The 20,501-nt window shown below is 41.7% G+C and carries 16 protein-coding genes and 1 tRNA gene; 5 read left to right on the forward strand and 12 right to left on the reverse strand.

What is annotated here, in order from left to right:
• Positions 1–139: 139 nt before the first annotated feature.
• From gltX to L6494_RS12450, 7 genes are all read right to left on the reverse strand, one after another.
• Complete coding sequence (gene gltX / locus L6494_RS12420; protein ID WP_237995293.1) at positions 140–1,588, reverse strand: glutamate--tRNA ligase; 1,449 nt, start codon at positions 1,586–1,588, stop codon at positions 140–142.
• A 31-nt stretch (positions 1,589–1,619) separates the two neighbouring features.
• Positions 1,620–1,763 (reverse strand): hypothetical protein, encoded by a 144-nt coding sequence (locus L6494_RS12425; RefSeq protein WP_237995295.1) that lies wholly within the window; start codon positions 1,761–1,763, stop codon positions 1,620–1,622.
• Between the two features lie 3 nt (positions 1,764–1,766).
• Positions 1,767–1,840 (reverse strand) — tRNA-Asp (locus L6494_RS12430).
• A gap of 456 nt (positions 1,841–2,296) precedes the next feature.
• Complete coding sequence (locus tag L6494_RS12435; RefSeq protein WP_237995297.1) at positions 2,297–3,796, reverse strand: serine/threonine protein kinase; 1,500 nt, start codon at positions 3,794–3,796, stop codon at positions 2,297–2,299.
• Positions 3,797–3,845: 49 nt separating this feature from the next.
• Positions 3,846–5,453, reverse strand: coding sequence for a serine/threonine protein kinase (locus L6494_RS12440; RefSeq protein WP_237995300.1), 1,608 nt, complete (start codon positions 5,451–5,453; stop codon positions 3,846–3,848).
• Positions 5,454–6,073: 620 nt separating this feature from the next.
• On the reverse strand, positions 6,074–7,252 hold the full coding sequence (locus L6494_RS12445; RefSeq protein WP_237995302.1) for an esterase-like activity of phytase family protein: 1,179 nt from the start codon (positions 7,250–7,252) through the stop codon (positions 6,074–6,076).
• Between the two features lie 209 nt (positions 7,253–7,461).
• Positions 7,462–9,471, reverse strand: a complete 2,010-nt coding sequence (locus L6494_RS12450; protein WP_237995304.1) for a glycoside hydrolase family 10 protein — start codon at positions 9,469–9,471, stop codon at positions 7,462–7,464.
• 671 nt (positions 9,472–10,142) lie between these two features.
• On the opposite strand from L6494_RS12450, the gene L6494_RS12455 reads away from it, so the two are divergent.
• From L6494_RS12455 to L6494_RS12470, 4 genes are all read left to right on the forward strand, one after another.
• Positions 10,143–10,853: a LabA-like NYN domain-containing protein gene (locus L6494_RS12455; RefSeq protein ID WP_237995306.1), complete on the forward strand. Its 711-nt coding sequence runs from the start codon at positions 10,143–10,145 to the stop codon at positions 10,851–10,853.
• 190 nt (positions 10,854–11,043) lie between these two features.
• On the forward strand, positions 11,044–11,754 hold the full coding sequence (locus L6494_RS12460) for a response regulator transcription factor (RefSeq protein WP_237995308.1): 711 nt from the start codon (positions 11,044–11,046) through the stop codon (positions 11,752–11,754).
• A gap of 136 nt (positions 11,755–11,890) precedes the next feature.
• On the forward strand, positions 11,891–12,982 hold the full coding sequence (locus L6494_RS12465; protein WP_237995310.1) for a sensor histidine kinase: 1,092 nt from the start codon (positions 11,891–11,893) through the stop codon (positions 12,980–12,982).
• Between the two features lie 289 nt (positions 12,983–13,271).
• Complete coding sequence (locus L6494_RS12470; protein WP_237995312.1) at positions 13,272–14,573, forward strand: hypothetical protein; 1,302 nt, start codon at positions 13,272–13,274, stop codon at positions 14,571–14,573.
• Between the two features lie 90 nt (positions 14,574–14,663).
• Here L6494_RS12470 and L6494_RS12475 read toward each other — a convergent pair whose 3' ends face one another.
• The 5 genes from L6494_RS12475 to L6494_RS12495 form a co-directional block, all read right to left on the reverse strand.
• Positions 14,664–15,809 (reverse strand): SpoIID/LytB domain-containing protein, encoded by a 1,146-nt coding sequence (locus L6494_RS12475; RefSeq protein WP_237995314.1) that lies wholly within the window; start codon positions 15,807–15,809, stop codon positions 14,664–14,666.
• 170 nt (positions 15,810–15,979) lie between these two features.
• Positions 15,980–16,723 (reverse strand): M50 family metallopeptidase, encoded by a 744-nt coding sequence (locus tag L6494_RS12480; protein ID WP_237995316.1) that lies wholly within the window; start codon positions 16,721–16,723, stop codon positions 15,980–15,982.
• 193 nt (positions 16,724–16,916) lie between these two features.
• Positions 16,917–17,843: an FHA domain-containing protein gene (locus L6494_RS12485; protein WP_237995318.1), complete on the reverse strand. Its 927-nt coding sequence runs from the start codon at positions 17,841–17,843 to the stop codon at positions 16,917–16,919.
• Between the two features lie 253 nt (positions 17,844–18,096).
• On the reverse strand, positions 18,097–18,819 hold the full coding sequence (pgl, locus tag L6494_RS12490) for a 6-phosphogluconolactonase (protein WP_237995320.1): 723 nt from the start codon (positions 18,817–18,819) through the stop codon (positions 18,097–18,099).
• Positions 18,820–18,982: 163 nt separating this feature from the next.
• Positions 18,983–19,570, reverse strand: a complete 588-nt coding sequence (locus L6494_RS12495; RefSeq protein WP_237995322.1) for a phycobiliprotein lyase — start codon at positions 19,568–19,570, stop codon at positions 18,983–18,985.
• 107 nt (positions 19,571–19,677) lie between these two features.
• Between L6494_RS12495 and L6494_RS12500 the strand changes: the two genes are divergently transcribed.
• A complete protein-coding gene (locus L6494_RS12500; RefSeq protein WP_237995325.1) occupies positions 19,678–20,484 on the forward strand; it encodes a pentapeptide repeat-containing protein in 807 nt (268 codons plus the stop codon).
• The last annotated feature ends 17 nt before the right edge of the window (positions 20,485–20,501 follow it).

The following is a 20,501-nucleotide window of genomic DNA, read 5'->3' on the forward strand; positions in this document are numbered from 1 at the left end:
CAGTATTTGGGAAGACAATAATTTTACAGACTTTGTTCCCAATTTGGGAGTAATTGACTATGGAATTTTAGGGATTGGGGACTGGGGATTGGGGACTGGGTAAAAATCGCCCTGGTCTCCCTTGTCCCCCTTGTCTCTCCTACACCCCTTTACTTATATTCGCTTGATGTAAGCGTGGTTTGTCTAAACCAATCTGATTGAGGAGTAACCAAGATTGGATGAGGTCGGGTCCGTGTACGTCTCCAGTTAGCGCAGCGCGGAGCGATCGCATGACTAAGCCTTTTTTGACGTTTTGGGCTTTTACCACTTGTTTTATTATGTCTTGGGCAACAGCTTCTGTAAATTCGGGTTGAGTTTCCACGGCTGTGATAATTCCTTGCAGAACATCACTACAGCCGGCTTGCTGTAGTTGTTGGCTACCCTCTTCGCTGTATTCTACTGTCTCGCCAAAAAACAGTTTGCTCATATCTACAGCATCGGTTAACCGTGTCAAGCTAGCACTTAGTAAACCTACCAACTTTTCTAACCAAGCACGGTCTCGTCCGCCATCAAATTGATATCCAGCCGCTTCCCAGTAAGGGATAATTAAATCGGTGAGCTGGTCTACTGGCATATTGTGGAGATATTGACTGTTCAACCAATCTAATTTCGCCCAGTCAAATTTCGCCCCAGCTTTATTGACGCGCTCAAAACTAAACTCTTTGGCGGCTGATTCTAAGGTAAATATTTCTTGTGTAGAATCTGGCGGCGACCACCCCAGCAAGGTCATGTAGTTAACTAAACCTTCAGATGTAAAGCCCATTCGCTGAAAGTCAGAGATGGATGTCACCCCATCCCGCTTGGAAAGTTTGCGTCCCTCCATGTTTAAAATCAGAGGTGTGTGGGCAAATTCAGGAATTTTTCCCCCCAATGCTTCATACAGTAGAATCTGCTTGGCTGTATTGGCGATGTGGTCTTCTCCCCGAATCACATGACTGATTTGCATATCAATGTCATCCACTACAACCACAAAGTTGTATAGGGGTTGACCAATACCTTCCTCGGAAGCGCGGGCGATGACCATATCACCACCTAAATCACTACCGCGCCAGACCATTTTGTCCCTTACTAGGTCATTCCAGACAATTTCCCGGCCATCCTCAATTTTAAAACGAATTACAAAACTACGCCCTTGGGCTTGTAATTCCGCTTCTTGTTCTGGGGTGAGGTGACGGTGGCGATTGTCGTAACGAGGGGCTTCACCTTTGGCTTTTTGGGCTTCTCGTAAGGCTTCGAGTTCTTCTGATGTGGTATAGCAGCGATAGGCTAAACCTTGATCGAGGAGTTTTTGTACTGCTTGTTTGTACAGGTCTAGACGTTGGGATTGAAAGAATGGCCCTTCATCCCAGTTGAGTCCCAACCAACGCAATCCTTCCAGAATATTTTCTGTATATTCAGGACGCGATCGCTCTAGGTCTGTATCTTCAATTCGCAAAATAAATGTCCCGCCGTGGTGACGAGCAAACAACCAGTTAAATACAGCTGTTCTAGCTGTACCAATATGTAGATTCCCAGTGGGACTAGGTGCAATTCGGACTCTGACAGTCACAATAGTTCTCTCTTTCGCAAGGCAATGATTACTATAGCAAGTGCTGAGTGCTGTTAGCGGTAGCGCGGCGTTTAGCCGGTTGTGAGTGCTGAGTAAGAATTTGAACTCTATACTCAAGACGGATGACTCCGAACGGATCTAACCCAGCACTAGTTACTGATAAATCAAAATTCATTAACGGGACTGACGGGGCTCGAACCCGCAACTTCCGCCGTGACAGGGCGGTGCTCTAACCAATTGAACTACAGTCCCTTAATTGGCAACTTCCCTATTATGACTAAGATAAAAGAATTTGTCAACCCAATTTTTTGGTAAATTTTTTATTGATCGAGCGTAAAACCCCATCACCTTGTGGGTGGGGATGTAAGTGAGCCAGGAACTTTGGTACAATAAGATTATCTACTTGAGACATGACATTTCTTAAATGCAACACCAGTGGATAAGAAAAAGTGGTTTGTCGGTGACGGTAGAAATAATTGAATCTGTATTCACTCTCGTGAAATGGATTCAAATTCTTCTCCCTACAATAAGGAAGGCTGTGCCGGGGAGACAGGGTACGGTCAATTACCCGTATGTTTCAGCCGAGTCTCTCGGTTAGTTACAAGCCCTACCCACAAGGGGATAGGGCAGTTGACTCCTGATTGAGCATTGGGCATTGTATTTTTCTCCCCCCTGCTCCCCCTGCTCTCACCTGTCCCCTGTAACCTGTCACCTGTCACCTATTCTCTCTAGCATCTGAGACTGTAATTGCTTGTACTGTTGTTTGAGCAGATTTTTACTCAACTGGGGTTGAGTAGTTGGAGGTAGTTTTTGACTTTGTTCTACCCAAATTTTCAGCTTTTGCCGTTGGCTGAGATCAACGTGGCTAGTGAGAACTTGGGTGCATTTGTTGGGTGGTTCTAGGGTAAAGCACATCAAAGGATAGCTATTATGGTCAGCTAAAAATGACACTAGCCGACGATTGTAGGGATTCTGCATATCTAGGTAGCATGGTAACCACTTAGCCCCAAATGAGTGAGTGTAGAGTAGTGTTACCCACAACAGCATGGGGTGGGGTGATGTGACAAAAATAAATCGGTTGTATAGTTTTGAATTTAATTGCTTTTGGATTTCGCTTTCTGGCAACATTAGCAATAGTGCCACCGCAGTTCCCTGATTAGTAGTCATTAGCTGGGGAAAAACGATTTCTTGTATAGGTTTATTTTTAGGCCAAGTAAATTGTTTAAAGTTTTTTTCGACTGCTAAAAACAATTGAGAATCTAGAGATATTTTAGATGTCTTTTCAGTAGCAAAACTTATAGGTAGATTGGCACATTGAGATTTTTCTATGTTGTCTAAAACTTGCAAAATTTCTCTAATATTTTGGGGGCGATCGCTAGCTTTTTTAGCTAAACAAGCCATAATTAAATTATTGATATTTTGCGGTATTTTTAGCTGTGGGCTAACTTCTGCGATTGTTCGCGGGGCTTCAAAGTGATGTGCTTTATACCAAGCCCCAAATAAATCTGTTTCTGGCTGCCAAGGTTTAACACCAGTCAGCATCTCAAACATCATCACACCTAAACTATAAATATCAGAGCGACTATCTGATTTTTCCCCTTCTAGTTGCTCCGGAGAAGAATAGGGTAAAGTGCCATGAAATCCTCTGTTAGTGCTAAGTGTAGCTGTATAATTTAAAAATTTTGCAATCCCAAAATCGAGAATTTTGACTAACTGACCTAATATCGGATCTGGCACAACTAATATATTTGCTGGTTTAATATCTCGATGGACTAAAGGACAAATCTTACCATCAATTTGAATTCCTTCATGAGCGCACTGTAAACCTAAACAAATTTGCCGTGTCAGATTTAAAAATCTAGGCAATGGTAAGGGAATTAAGTCTTTTAAACTTTTACCGTTGAGATATTCCATCACATAAAATGGTTTCCCTTTTTCACTGACACCATAATCGTAAGCTCTAACAATATGCAGGCTTTTTTGACTTAAGGCTGCACTCATCAATGCTTCACGAAGAAAGTCTTTTTGAATTTTGGCATCAGATACAGTTTGTGTTAGAAATTTGATCGCAACTGGTGTTCCTCCTAGAAGCATATCAGTTGCTAAAAAAACTTCCCCCATCCCACCGCTACCAATTAATTGCTTCAATTGATAACGATTAACAATTAGTCCTGCATTTTTTGGGGATACAAATGTACTTTTATTCACTTTCCATAACCTCTAATATCACCCTTATTTTTAAAATGTAAATAAAATATTATTTGTTATTTTTAAATACAAATAATTGCATAAATTGCCCAATAATTTCAGACAACCAATCTTTTAGATCAAACTTATGAATTGATTTATTGACAACTAGATTTTGCATAATTTCTAGTTTAATTTTTTCATATTCTACTCTAAGTAACCCTTTAGCTTCTTCGGAGACAATTGATGTCGTTGCTTGCGACTTTTGAGTAGAATTTAAACAATCCAATAGTTGCTGACGCTGTTTAGCATTAAGTGTTAAAGTAATGACATGAGCGCAAGTATTTGGCTCTTCTAAAGCAAAAAATAGTAAATGATAATATCCAGTATCTGCCAAAATTTGAACTATTTTTTGCCCCTTATTTTCGCTTAAATCTATAAAAGATGATAACCAGCGAATTAGAGATAATTGGGCATCATATAACACTGTCACCCATAATATCATCGGATAGACTGACATTTTATGAATAAATTCAGTGCTATTGTTTTTACTTAAAAAACTAACAATTTCTTGTTTAGGTAACATTGCCCAGTATGTGGGGATACTACCTTGAGTAGTATGTAAGAGATGAGGAAAACCAATTGTCTGAATCGGTTTATTTTTAGGCCATATTTTTTGTAAGCATTCTTTTTCTGAGATTGAAGTTACAGGTACTAACTGTACTGTAGGCAAGCTTTCCCAGACATCAGTATTGCCCACATTCGCCTCAATTTTATTTTTAACTTGTTCTAAAACTTGTAATATTTGATGAATATTCTGTGGGCGATCGCCTACTTCTTTAGCTAAACAATTCATCACTAATTCTTGTAATTCCTGCGGAATTTTTAATTGATTATCAACTTCTGTGAATGCAGGTGGAGTTTGAAAGCGATGAGCTTGATACCAATTACCAAAGGAATTACTTTGTGTTTGAAAGGGATGTTTTTTTGTTAACATTTCAAACATTAATACTCCCAAACTATAGATATCAGAACGGACATCAAGTAATTTGCGTCCTTCCATATGTTCGGGAGAGCAATAGGGTAAACTGCCAATAAAAGAATCTGTTAGTGTCATCCCACTGCGTTCTGTTAAAAATTTAGCAATGCCAAAATCAAGAATTTTAACAAGCTCATTTTGTTTGGGATCTGTGGTTAGAAATATATTCTCAGGCTTGATATCTCTATGTACAATTGGATAAATCTCACCTTTGAGGGTAATACCTTCGTGAGCGCATTGTAAACCTAAACAAATTTGATAACAAATATCTAAAAATTTGCCGATTGTTAATGCTTGAGCTTTCAATATTTGCTTCAAGTTTTTACCTTGAAGATACTCCATAACATAAAATGGAGTTTTATCATCAGTCACGCCATAGCTCAAGACTCTAACAATATGTTGGCTTTTCCGCCCCAATTGTGCGCCAATAAAAATTTCTCTAGCAAAACGTTGAGATAACTGTTGATTTGCTAAACTTAGCATGAGGATTTTTAAGGCGACTTGTTTACCACCCTTAGCTGTATCTTCTGCTAAGTAAACCCGTCCCATACCACCTTTACCAATCAAATCTATTATTAGATAGCGATTGTTTAAAAATTTTCCAATATAAACATCTGGCTCTGTTCTTGAGTTGACCATATTTGGAAATTTTACGCTATCAAATAATTGTTAATTAGGTTAGGAGTTAATTTTCATTTTTCAGATTTTATTAAATTTATCAAGTTAATTATGCAATCTGAAAATTGCTGTCAAGAACAGCTTAAATTTTGAAAGAGAATTTTGCTCATATTTCGACAAAATCCTTTAAACATTATGTAACATATTGCTTAAATAAAAGGCATGAGAAAATTTACGTAATCCCTAAATGAACGAAATTGACTTTGATAAGAAGTCTAGTGATTTCACTTAATAATCAAAATTTCTACTATCCATGTTGCTTCACCGTAAGAGTATGGAGTCCTGAGCAAAGCGTTCGCGCCAGCGTTCCCATAGGGTAAGAACTGGAATGTAAGCGCAAAGAGCAGGCTTCACCAACGCTGAAAGCGTTCCCACAGGTTAACATCTCGATATGTGCCACAAAGCCTAGATTCTTCCTTCCGCTCTGCTCCAGTCAGAATGACATTTTTATTTTGAATTTTGAATTCCGCCTTGTGGTACTAGATTCTTCCTTCCGCTCCACTCCAGTCAGAATGACATTTTTATAAACCCAGTTTCTTTGAGTAACCGGGTTTATAAAGTTTTTCAAGGCTCATAAATGTTTATTTTAGCTGAAAAATTCGACGGAATAAACTCATAATTGGTGATTGAATTGTAATTTTAAAAGCTAAAAATTGAGTGCGTTGTATACTATTAAAATTGTTATCACTAACGAGAATCAAAAGGTGTTCTCTATGAGATAGTTGTGGTCCAAGAGTTAAACCCTCTATATTGTCTAGTGCTACATCAAGAGTTCTTAAATCTAACAGCAGTTTTTTCTGCACTGGGGTAATTTTTTTAGTATCAACTGCCAATAAACTATCTATATTATGAATGTTATCTGCTGCTGTTAAAGAGAACTGAAATAAGAAAACAGTAAATCCTAAGCCAGTAAAAGAACGTTCTATACTGAGAAAGTGACCTTGATTATCTAAAGCCAGTAAATCAGGTAATCCACTGGCAAATTTACCTGTGGGATTAAAAAACGATGTTACTGGTTCGGTTTGGTAAAGGAACTCTTTTGCTAGTTGATTATTATTGAGATTATATTGCAAAATGCGGCAAGGACTACCAATATTAGGTTCAGCTATTACCCCATCTTGAATGAGAGCATTTTCTGTAGCCGTAAACAAAGTTTGGTTATCAGGTGTAATGGTAAGGCTTTCAAAGGCTAAATTATTACGTATGCCTTGTTTCCCATTTTTGTTAGGTAAAAATTTTAGTGGTATGGGTAGTGTTTGAATGACTTGACCAGAAGCTAAGTTAAACTCTTTAATAAAAGGTGCAATCAATCTATTAACATCACCTTCAGAAGAAATGAAGACTGTTTCTTCTTTGGTGACAGCAATACCTTCTGTATCAGTTGCATTAGGGGGGAAGGGTTGATTGTCATTGTTTAATAGTGTGGTGACACCAACTGGAATAACGCCGCCATCTTGCAAATAACCTTGATCTAAATCTATTTTAAAAGTATAAAAGCGGGCTGGGGCTTTTTGTCCCCGGTCATCGGAAATTGCATAATAAAGGTCTGTTTTATTATCATAGGTAATTCCAGATAAGCCTCCAATTTCAGTTTTTTGGAAGGATAATCTTTTTGGTAAAGTAGCTTCTCCGATAAATTCTATACTGCTAATTTCAACAGCACCTGTTTCTAAGTTAATCACAAAGAAGCTGATAATTAAAATTGCGATCGCTAGATAGATAATTTTCGGTAAACGCCTGATTTTCTGCAAAAATACCATAAATGGAAGGTTAATTGGGTTGGTAGTAAGTCTTTACCCGCATTTCTCACAAACAGTAGGGGCGGGTTTACAGATATGCTCGAATCATGCACGAATATTTCGCTTAACCCGCCCCTACGAACTCTGGACTGAGGTTGGAATAATTGGTGAGAAATCCGGGTTTAGTGCTTATTTTAGAAGGACTAAAGTCCTGACTACAAACTTGTTGATTAACTCACGGTAATTACTACACCCTCGCTTTCATTGGCTAATCTATCTACTGCACACACAGCATAAGTTCCTGGCTGCACAGTGGCGAAGGTTGTACCGGCAGACAATACTCTTTGCAATGTCCAAGTTTCCCCACTTTGACGATAGAGTGTCCATGAACGTACAGGCTGATTATCTCCAGGTTGCCAATTGAGTCTGCGGTTATTGACTTGTAGTTCTTTGGGTGGCGGTGGTGCAGATTGACTTTGCCAAGACATTGTAGGTACGATGGCAGGTGTGGCATAAAGTGAGCCTTTAAATTTATCAGCGATACTTTGACGATTTTCAGTAATGGAACTCATACTGAAAAATATGTTACCTAGTGATAAATCTTTGACTAAATTGCGGCTGATTTTCACTTGCTTTTCTATCTCTTCATCTTTCCAAGCTTTGCCGTCTAATTGTGAAATGTTGTTACCTGTGTAAATGTGTCGTTTTTGGGGATTAATTTCTGTCCACCATTTGAGTAATGCGGGGTAACTTTGTTTGGGTTGGTCAGTCCGCCAATATAGTTGCGGGGCGATATAATCAATCCAGCCCTGTTCTACCCATTTTTTAGCATCAGCATACAATACATTGTAAGCATCTAAGCCAGTGATTCCTGGTGGTTGTCCAGGGCGGTAAATACCAAAGGGGCTGATACCAAATCTTACATGAGATTTTGTAGCTTTAATTCCCTGATATAGACGTAGAACCATTTGATTGACATTTTCTCGTCGCCAGTCTTCTACACTGAGTTTACCCCCGGCTGATTTATACGCGGCGTAGGTTTTATTATCGGGGAAAGATTGACCTTGGATGGGATAAGGATAAAAATAATCATCGAGGTGAATAGCATCGATGTTATAGCGGCGGACAACATCGATGATTACATTGTAAGCTCTATCTTGAACGAGTTTTGAGCCTGGGTCCATCCATAACTGATTACCCCATTGATATACTACCTCTGGATTGGTTAAAGCTATATGGGGACGAACGTTAGCAGCACCTTTAATGCTTGTTTTGGCGCGGTAGGGATTGAACCAGGCGTGAACTTCGATGTTGCGTTTGTGGGCTTCGGCGATCGCAAACTCCAATGGATCATAAAATGGTTCTGGGGCTTGGCCTTGAGTTCCAGTTATCCAAGCACTCCAAGGTTCAATGCTAGAAGCATACAACGCATCACCTTCTGGACGTACTTGTAAAATGAGAGCATTAAAGTTCAGTTGTTGTAGTTGCTTGAGAATCTCGACTAGTTCCGCTTGCTGTTGTGCTACAGGTAGTCCAGCTTTGGAAGGCCAGTCACTATTCCAAACTGTTGTTAGCCATGCACCCCGAAATTCCCGTTGATGACTAACTTTGACAGTGCTGGCGGAAGGGGTGGGGGGAACTACAAGATATGCAGAGTTAATCTTTGGGGCATTACCGAGATAAACTAAGGCTTGATAGACTATGGCAGCCACATCAGCACGAGTAGCCGCAACGGTGTAATTAAGTAATTTGATATTAGGAAAGCTAGAGACTAAACCTGCACTAGTAGCGATCGCAATTTGATTTTTACCATAACTAGGAATAGTCGCCGCATCTTGGTAAATTTGCGGTAATTTGTCTAATAAATCCAGTTTAATCTTAGTGGCAATTTCCAAGCCATTCACCAAAGCGACTAAGACATCACCACGCGCAATTCTGTTATTGAGTCCGAAAGTTTTATTAGGGTAGCCAGTTAAAAATCCTGTTTCGTAAGCTTTTTTAACTGCACCAGCCGCCCAATGATTAGCCGGAACATCACTAAAGAAGATATATGGACGCTTTGCAGCAACGTTAAACATAGCTGCAACTATAGCTGCAAACTCAGCACGGGTGACTGAGTTATCGGGGCGAAAAGTACCGTTAGGATAGCCATTCAAAATGCGTCTTTCCGCCAAGGCTTCAATAAATGGACGCGCCCAATGGTTTTGGACATCCGAGAAGCGTGCAGTAGTAGATACCATTGTTGATTGCCGCTAACTTGCTTGATTTTAGAGATTCTTTGCTAATTTAACAACCAAGCTGCGATCGCTACCTTAATCGCGTATAAATTTTCACATTTAGCAATATTCCCCAAACAAAACAAGTTAAATATTATACACCTCCTGAAAAAATAGTATTTCAGCCTTGGTTGGGACAGCATAATGTTTACGCTATATTTATGATTCCCCAAGAATCATGAATAATTTATATGCACAATCCTTAACATTAAGGAATATATTCAAAAGATTAAAAAAACCTAAACTTAAGGCTTTTGTCTGCAAATCTTAACTACTGATTATTTTTGCCTAAAATCACCATATCAATATATAAATATTGCCTTAATGTAAGAAATTTTAAAGAGGGAGTTACAATAGGAATAAGATGCCAATGGTTTCTCCACAAACCATGACTGATGTGCTGTAGTGGTATGGAAATGGCGGCATATCGACAGAGGGAATATCTCGTAAAAGTTGCCTAAAAAGAGTTAAATGCTCTTGCTTATTAAACTTTGGAATCTCAACGTTGAACAAAATTTGAGTGTCTTTGTGTCAAGCAACTGCATATATTTTTTTGCCTTGCTGATTTATCAGTATAGGTAACCTATGGTCAATTACCCCTTCATCTTTGCGAGATTTAACATCCAGAGGAATCAATGACTAACACGAGTTTTACCAAAGCAAGCAATACATATAAACCCCTGTCCGAAGAGCCTCATTTATCAGGGAAAGTTCAAATAAAAAATGGTAATAAAAATGAAATTTCCAGACCAAGAGAACCTAGAAATGATTTAGCTGTAACTAGTGACTCAAATCGTGGTCGAGTAGCTATTTTTATTGATGGAATAAACCTCTTTAATGCTGCTTTGCAACTTGGTATTGAAATCGATTATCTCAAATTACTCTGTCATTTAACCGCAGGTTCACGTTTATTGCGGGCATTTTTCTACACAGGAATTGATATTTCAAGACCAAACAATAACCGTCCCCGGAGTAACGACAAACAACAGGGTTTCTTATTTTGGATGCGTCGTAATGGTTATCGTGTAGTGACAAAAGAAGTCCAAGTCACAGATAACTCCAAAAGACCCAATTTGAATGTAGAAATAGCCGTAGATATGATTACCTTAGCTCCCTACTATGATACTGCGGTTTTAGTGAGTGGAGATGGCGATTTAGCATACGCTGTTAATGCTGTCAGTAGTACAGGCGTGCGGGTAGAAGTCGTCAGTTTGAGAACGATGACAAACGACTGTTTAATAGATGTTGCTGATTATTTCATTGACCTCGATAGCATTAAACAACATATTCAAAAAGATGCTCACATGGGGTATAGCTATCGAACACTGTCTAATTCCAATCTCTAGAAAAAGAACACATTGTCAATTTTGAGAATAAATTACGACCTACATCATGCTCACAAGCTATGGTGTAGGTTTTCTGTGAAATCAAGCGCAGCCCAACCCAACAAAGCAACACAAATTTTGGGTTTCCTCGCCCCTACAACTGAAGTACAATAACAATCCAGAAACTCTGCGTGGTCAAATCCTAATCAAGATGGACATTTTAATTGTTGAGGATGAATCAGAAATTGCTCAGTTAATCCAACATTTCTTAGAAAAAGAAGGATTTACTTGTCGCATTAGCCGCGATGGAATCAATGCTTTACGAATGTTTCAAGAGCAACCACCAGATTTAATTATCCTAGACTTAATGATTCCCGGATTAGATGGGTTGGAAGTTTGCGCGAGAATTCGTCAAAAACCCGGTGTAAAAGACCCTTATATTCTCATGCTGACGGCTAAGGGCGAAGAAATAGACCGGGTAATTGGTTTATCTACAGGTGCGGATGACTACATGGTAAAACCCTTTAGCCCTAGAGAATTGGTAGCTAGAGTCAGGGCGTTGTTGCGGCGTAGCCTGCGTCAAGGTGGACAAACTCAGGTTAACCGTACCCAACACTTTATAGTAGATGTAGACCAACGCACTGCCACCCGCCAGATCAATTCCCAACCACCAGAAATTTTAGATTTGACTACTCTAGAATTTAACTTGTTAAGCAACTTTGTCAGTAATCCGGGTCGAGTTTGGAATCGTACCCAGCTAATTGACAAACTGTGGGGAAATAATTTCTTTGGTGATGAGCGTGTGGTTGATACTCATGTAGCAAGATTACGTAAAAAAATTGAGACTGACCCTGCTAATCCCACTTTTATTAAAACTGTAGTTGGGGTTGGTTACAAGTTTGAAGACTCTCCCCCGGTTTAAAAAGTGCTGAGTAATGAGTAATGAGTAGTGAGTAATGAGTAATGAATAATGAATAATGAGTACAAGCTTGATAAGGTGTAAATGCAGGTAGACTCACTCAGCACTCAGCACTCAGCACTCATAACTCAGCACTGCCATGAAATCCTTACCTTTAGCATCGCGCTTGTTTGTTTCCCACTTGGTAGTGATGATAGTGGGGTTAATTAGCCTTGTGATCATTAGTAAGGTTTCTTCCCCTCGTTTTTTCATTTTGCATTTAGAAACATTAGAAAGTAGGGGATTCAATATCGTTCATAGTCGGACGGAATTAGTGCAGGGATTTGAAATTGCTTGGTGGCGTAGCACTCTTTGGTCGGTGTTTGTGGGTACTAGTGCGGCGGGAGGGTTGAGTTACTGGGTTTCTCAACGGATTATGCAGCGATTAACTGAGATGGAACAAATCACTCAACAGTTTGCAGGCGGTCATTTAGAAGCACGATTACCTTTATCTGACATTCCTGAACTGAATCGACTGGGTACTAGTTTTAACCGCATGGCGGATAGTTTAGAGGGAGTGGAAATACGACGACGAGAACTAATTGGTGATATGACTCATGAACTGCGAACACCGTTAACTGTGGTACGTGGTTATTTGGAGGAACTGGCGGATGGGGCGATGGAAGCATCCCCGGAAGTTTATCGCCGCTTGGTTAGAGAAACTAGACGTTTAGAACGTTTGGTGAATGATTTACAAGAACTTTCTAAAGCAGAAGCTGGTTATTTACCGATTAATATTCAACCTGTGGATTTATATCCTTTGCTAGATTCATTGGTAGAGCGATTCACGGATCAATTGATGGAAGATGGCCCGGTGCTGCGTTCAGAATTGCCCGCACAATTACCACTAGTGTTAGCAGATATCGATCGCACTGAACAGATTTTAGTTAATTTGTTGGGTAATGCGGTGCATTATACTACTACAGGCTCAATTACTCTCCGTGCTTGGATTGAAGCAGGTAAACTATGGATTGCAGTCATTGATACAGGTATTGGCATTGCTCCAGAGGATTTACCTCATGTGTTTGAGCGTTTTTGGCGAGCTGATCAATCGCGCGATCGCCATTCTGGAGGAACGGGGATTGGTTTAACTATTACCAAGCGTTTGGTTGAGTTACAAGGTGGTCAAATTCAAGTCAAAAGTGAACTAGGAAAAGGCACTACTTTTCGCTTTTGTTTGCCCCTAGCATAGATACAAACAATTGTCACAGCCTGATTGTATCTACGTCATACTCAACTGTTAGGTTAAAGAGATACAAATACTTTTACTCAAGACTAGAGGATCATCTGGCTTCTATGTCTACCTTAATTTTCGCTACTTTGTTGGTTAGTTTAATCACTGCGTCTGGTTATGCTGCGATCGCCTACCTGTTTCCTCAGAATAATTCTCACGACTAAATTATTCATGGGTGGGTGGTTAGCCCAAAACCAAACTTTATACTGAAGGAAGGGCGAATAAATTTCAATAGGAGAGGAGAGCAATGACTCCCAATCCCACTGTTATGCAAGCTGTGGAAAAACTGGGCTACCGCGTCACCGTTGGAGATGTGGCAACTCAGGCTGGATTGAACTTAGCAGAAGCTAACCAAGGATTACTAGCTCTAGCTACCGACGCTGGAGGACATTTACAGGTAGCAGACACTGGAGATGTTGTTTACTTATTTCCTCGGAATTTTCGAGATATTTTACGGAATAAATACTTTAAACTGAAATTGCAGGAATGGTGGCAGAAGCTATGGGGCGTTCTGTTTTACCTGATTCGGATTTCCTTCGGGATTTTTCTAGTTGCTTCTATTGCTTTAATTACTATCACCATCATTGTGATTATTACTGCACTCAACTCTAGTAGTGACGATGACAACCGCAGCAGCAATTCTAGTGGCGGTTGGGGATTTTTTTATATTCCTGATTTGTTTTGGTACTTTAACCCCAATCATCGAAATTATCCCGAACAACGGCGGCGTGATAGGCAAGAAGACAGCCAAATGAATTTCTTCGAGGCTGTATTTTCCTTTTTGTTTGGTGATGGAAATCCTAACGCACGTCTAGAAGAACGCCGTTGGCAAGAAATAGCCGCAGTGATTCGGAGTAACCAGGGTGCAATAGCAGCAGAACAAATCGCTCCTTATCTTGATGATTTGGGTGCAGGATATCAGCAGGAGTACGAAGATTATATGTTGCCCGTGCTGTTGAGATTCAACGGACAACCTAAAGTCAGTTCTGAAGGGCAAATTGTGTATTATTTCCCAGAATTGCAGGTAAGAGCCAGCAATAAAAAGCAAGAATCTGTGTCAACTTACCTAGAGGAATCACCTTGGCGATTTAGTGCAGCTGGTTCTGGGCAAATTATGCTCAGTGCTGGTTTAGGTGTAGCCAATCTTGTCGGTGCTTTGGTACTGGGAAGTTTATTAAGAGATGGTATAGTTGCGGCTCAGTTAGGTGGACTAGTAGCTTTTGTCCAAGGCATTTACTGGCTGCTATTGGCTTATGGCGTAGGTTTTTTAGGTGTACCTTTGATCCGTTATTTTTGGATCAAGTGGCGTAACGACAAAATTTTAACTCGTAACCGCGATCGCATTTCTAGAGCCAGACTATTAGCCAATCCCAATCCAGATTTACAACAAAAGATTGATTACGCTCGTCAGTTCGGCACGGAAACAGTCATTACTAATGAAAATTTGGTGTACAGCACTGAAACTGATTTACTAGATCAAGAAGTAGAACGTTCTGCACAAATTGACGCAGAATGGCAAAGGCGATTAGAGCGAGGGAGTGGGGAGTAGGCAGGGGGCAGGGGGCAGGGAGCAGGGAGCAGGGAGCAGGGAGCAGGGAGCAGGGAGATTTTATCCCAGTCCCCAGTCCCCAGTCCCTGATCACTTCGCCTTAATTGGTGTGAGGGCGACACCGCGATAATAATGTCCGAGGATTTGGAGGTGGTTAGCACCGCGTAACGCTAAATTATACGCTCCCCATTGGCTCATGCCTAAACCGTGACCAAAACCTAAGCCTTGGAGTAGAAAATTACCATCGGCTGCTTTGGTGACGTTAAATCGAGTGCTTCTCAGTCTGAGTGCTGTACGGACTTCTTCGCCGCGCAGTACCTTTGTCCCTTTATCCCCAACAATTCTTAAAGCTTTTACACTGTTAAAAGGTGAAAATGCCTCTGGAACTATCTCTTGGACATTGCCCACCCCAGCAATTCTGGTGCTAATTTCCGTGGGTGAAAAGGTGCGTTGCCAATTACATTCTTTGATGTTTTGATCATAGTCTTCTACTGCACGCAGGTAAGGTAGGGGATTTCCCCAAACATCTTCTACGTTTTCGGTGTGTCCTCCTGAACAAGCATGAAAGACTGAGAGAATTAGATTATTTTGATAAGTTAATACTTGCCCAGCCGTGGCATCAACTGCGCCATAAGTGGCGGGAGATTCACTACTTACGCCTTTATAAATTTGCCAGCGATCGGGACTATCACCTAAATCATAAACGGGGTTTTTACGCTGTTCTTGTCGTTTGTAAAGAGCATAGGTACGGGCTGCGATCGCCTGAGCTTTGAGGGCTTCTTGTGGCCAGCTAGAACTCATTTCTGCGCCGATGACGCTGTAGAGATATTCTTCTAAATCTACCCAGTTAACGACATCGATACCTTTGTCTGTGGGGACAACTAGAGTTCTACCGCGATACCAGCGATCGCCAATATACACGAATCCTTTGCCTGATGGTTCAATCCAAAATAAACCAGATTGCCATTTATCTAAAGCTACTCCTCCAGGTACAGCTTGAGCATAAAAAGCACTCATGGCTGGTAATTGTCCTAGAGTTCGCCCGGTACTGTCTTTGACAATCGCCGTTGTGGAACTGCCAACTTTAGTTTGATTGACTCCCCTTTCAATAGCTACACGCAGAATCACAGAAGCTTGAGCCGGAGCAACCAAAGCTATCCATAATAAAGCACCTAACCACCAATGACGTATTTTAAGCTGGGATAATAAAGAGCCGAATAACAGTTGAAATTTCATGCTGATTATTTAATCACAAGTATCTGTTGGTAGCTGCACGATCATGTTCATAACTTAAGATAAGACAATTCCCCGATGTCGGAGGTTGCCACCTGCTATATAATTATGCAATGTGTTTTAGTTAGTCTCCTGTGTATAAATCAGCATTTCTCATGTCAGGTTTTTAATGACTATACTGAACGATAGGCTATGCGGAGACTTTGTACGAGAATGATTAAGGATGCGATCGCCATTAATCCACCCCAAAACCAATAAGGTAACAACAAATATTTTTGCATCTGGGCTGTATCAGACAGTCCCAAAGGGCCAGCCGTGCTGCTAAATAAATAATCTAGTTGGTGGTAGGTACTCACACAGGCTTGCACGCCTAAAAATTGGATGGCGAATCCTTGCACCCATTGGGAAGCTTTATAACCAATACCTAAAATCATGACACCCAATAGGGGAATTGCCACAAATCCAAAGGAGGAACGTACCCAAATTAATGTCGAAACCAGTAAAAAACCTCCGAGAATTTTGAGACTCAAGGAGGCTGTTTTAAAATTACGAGACGCTAAAATTAAAGCTGCGCCTGCTAGTGGAGGCCCCATTGGCCCGGCTGCGGCGACTAAGAAAGGGCCAAGGGGAGCTAATGATGTCCGGAGTCCATAAGTGGCTACCCCAGAACCATTACTAAAAATTTGTAATTTCTGGAACTGTCCACCCAATAATATAGCCATCAGCCCGTGACCCATCTCGTGAAACCACGTAGCTAAAATACTAAAAGGGTATAAAATATAATTACCAATTGGTAGTTGCCAAAGGATGGCTGTAGCGATCGCTGCTCCTACTAGCCAAGTTAGCCCCATACGTTCAACTACTGGCGGAGCTTCGTTGGTCAATAATTTATGAAAATCTTTCCCTGGTTCGCTCATACTAATTCGTAATTCTTCATTAGGGGTGTAAGGGTGTAAGGGTGTAAGGGTGTAGGGGTTGAAGGTGTCGGACGGGGATTGAAAAATAACCCAACATGGATGCCCCAAGGAGCAGAGCTTTTAACCCAAGGGTTAGATTGGCTGCTCTTTCTTCCCCCCACACCCCTACACCCCTAATCCTCTATACCTATAGTTAAGCGAGTTTAAAGAGGAATGTCATTAAATCTCCTTTACCAAGGCTGATGCGATCGCCTGGTCTGAGGCGGTGTCTGTTACCTGGTAATAAGGGCAAATTATTAATGTAAGTTCCGTTAGAACTGCCGACATCTTCTATATAGTGAGCATCTCCCTCCATCCGAATATCGGCGTGGATGCGAGAAACAATTTCAGAATTAGAAAATCCTGAAACATCTATATCTGGAGGAATGCGGTCATTCGGCTTGCCAATATGAATCACAGACAGACTTGGTGGTAATTCAATTTCTCTGTCGCTTTGGACGTGAACCAATAAGGCTGTGATTTGCTGTAATTGGGTTCTGGCGGGAGATGGTGGTGCAACTACAGGCTGTGGTATTGGATCTGGTGCTGGTGCTGGTGCTGGTTCTTCTGCTGCTTGGACTGGTGCTGGTGCTGGCTCAGGAGGTGCAGTGGGAACAGGTTCTTCAATTACTACAGCTGGTGGTGCTGGTGGTGGTGTAATTTCTGCCTCGACTGGGGGAGGTGCAACTGGAGGTGCAACTGGAGGCGCGACTGGAGGCGCGACTGGAGGCGCAGCCATTTCTGTAGGTGGTAAGGGTGCAAACCCAGGGTCAATACCTAAAGCGTTAGGTTGTAGTAATTCCAACATTGGATCTGGCATTGGATCTGGTATTGGATCAGGAGTAACCAATGCTGGGACTTCTACAGGGATGTCAGGCGCAACAGTAGCAACAACAGTAGCAGCAGCAGGTACAGCAGCTGAATGTAGATTAAAGCCACATTGACCGCAGAAAGCGGCATCAGACTGTACCGTTGCACCACAATTGGGACAGTGGCTAGTAGCTGGTAACGGTGTGTAGCAAGCTTCACATTGAACCGCGCCGTCTGGATTTGAGTGATTGCAATTAGGGCAAACTATCATTGATTTAAGCCTTTGTTCAAGAGCATCCTAAAATATAGTTTTGGGGATTGGGGATTGGGGATTGGGGACTGGGGATTGGGGACTGGGGATTGGGGACTGGGGATTGGGGATGAGAAATATAATCTCCCCTTGCTTCCCCTGCTTCCCCTGCTTCCCCTGCTTCCCCTGCTTCCCCTGCTTCCCCTGCCTCCTAAAATTGTGGTAAAAGAGCAACTCTAGCTTTCGATTTTAACAACTACTTGTGATACAAAAATTAAGCTGAGAGTTCCGCACCTGCGGCGGCATCAAGTAGCCACAAAAGTTCCCCTTGAGGTTTAATTAGGCGGGATGGGTAGGTAGAGTCATCCGCTTGTGGGGCAAAGACTTGAGCTAGAGCCGGTCTTTTGTTCGCACCAGCTACTACAAACATGACCGTGCGAGCTGCATTAATGAATGGGTATGTAAAGGTGATGCGGGGGTTGCCGTCTTTGTTACCGACAGTAATTAAGCGATCGCTTACTTTTAAAGCTTCTGTGTGGGGAAACAAAGATGCAGTGTGGGCATCATCACCCATGCCGAGCAATACTACATCCAAAGCGGGAAATTCTCTCGGTGCAGATTGAAAGAATGCTTGCAAGTGTTGTTCGTATTTAGCCGCAGATAGCCCTGGATCGTTATCCAAGGTGGGTACAGCATGAATATTGGCTGGAGGGATATCAACCCGATCTAGCCAGGCACGACGCGCCATTAATTCATTGCTATCAGGATGATTTGGGGGAACATAACGCTCATCGCCCCAAAACACATGAATTTTATCCCAAGGTAATTTTTGCTGGGCGATCGCTTCATACAACGGCTTAGGTGTGCTACCGCCAGATAAGGCGATCGTAAATTTTCCCTGCTCTTTAATGGCAGTATCTAACTTGGTCAGGATCAAATCAAGCGATCGCGCAATTAACGCTGATTGATCTGGTAGGACTTCAACCGTTTTATTCATGGCTTTATCATCACATCACCGGCTTCCAGCAATACCATACCTAACTTATAACAACTCCCCTGTTTAAATTTTGAAACTTTTAACATCAGGAAGTAGGACAGAATTAAGTCAATTCAATTCATGCTTATCACTTTCTTTGGTTAGTTGTCAGTAGTCAGTTGTACTAACTGTTTTTCACCCTAGATAAGTTGTGTTGTACCATTTCTGCTAAATTTGTCTCAGTTAAACAGCGTCTTTCGGAGCAATAGGTCATCAAATACACTCCATTCATCATCCGCACTGTACTGACGCGCACCCGAAAATCATCTGTCATAAACCAGCAGCGTTCCTGTCCCTGGTTGCTGTCATATTCGGTATCAATTGTTAAAATGCCGTCTTTGCCAAACCAGTAGCGGCTAACAACGGGAATCTTTTCCACATATCCTTGGTTGCGTAGTAATTTGCCCGATCGCCCCGTCTCATCATCTGGGACATCAATCAACACAGCAGCCTGCTCAGGATTCGGTTCTTTGTCATCGTCATGTGCTTGCCACATAAAGCTAGCTCCTCCCTTCGCCATAACTGGATCAATGCCTTGCTGTTCACAAATCATATTGATCCGTGGATCATCCGTAATTACGCCCACATACAGCTTTGATTCTCCCGACTCATCCGCCACCGTATCAAAGTGATGCACCGTGCGGTGGGTAAACCAGACTCCTTCACTCTTACGAAAAAAGTCCATCATCGTCATCGGTGTCAGCAAAGCCATAGGTTATCCTCAAACAAACAAAATAAATTTAATTACGAATTACGAATTACGAATTAAGAATTAGTGTCGCGGTACAATACCCCTAAATAATCTCACGATTTCAACTCATGATCAGCAGAGAGACTCTCAAGACACCCCAAGACGTTTTGGCTGCTCTCAAGGCGGGACTTACTCTGTGTCAACAAGATTTATATCAATTTAATCTCAGTGGACTGGAATTACAAAAAGCCAATTTTCATAGAGCTACTCTGATTCGAGCGAATCTCCGTCAAGCTGATCTGAGTGAAGCGAATCTCAGCGCAGCTGATTTACGGGGCGCGGATCTCAGCCAAGCTATTTTGCGGGATGCGAATTTACTCTCAGCTTGTTTATATCGAGTTGATCTGAGTGGTGCAGATTTACGGGGAGCAATTTTGACGGACATCAAGTTGCTGGGAGCTAAATATAATAGCCAGACTCTGTTTCCAGAAGACTTTGCTTATAAATCCTCTGGGGCGATCGGGCCAAATGCTAATTTGAACGGGGCGCAGCTAAATACAGCCAACTTGCGAAATGCTGATTTGCAGGGTGCAAGCTTGTTGGGGGCTTATTTGGGGGGTGCTGATCTAACTCTTACTAATCTTCAGGGGGCGCGTTTAAGTCAAGCAGACTTGCGAACAGCCTGGTTAGCAGGGGCTTATTTACGTAATGCTCGGTTGAATGGGGCTAATTTAGCAGGTGCAGATTTACGAGCAGCAGATATGACTGGCGTTGAGTTCGAGCAGTTAGAAAGCATTGCCGGAGCAGATTTTACCAAAGTTCAGGGGCTAAGTGATGAAATGCGATCGCGCCTGCTTAGTCACCCTGCACAAGAGCTAGATACACCTCATGCTTTAACCCGTCGGACTACACGCGCCAGCTTGGAAAGTATATAGCGTTTCCTAATCACATG

The sequence above is a fragment of the Nostoc sp. UHCC 0870 genome (assembly GCF_022063185.1).
In the GTDB taxonomy this organism is placed as follows: Bacteria; Cyanobacteriota; Cyanobacteriia; order Cyanobacteriales; family Nostocaceae; genus Trichormus.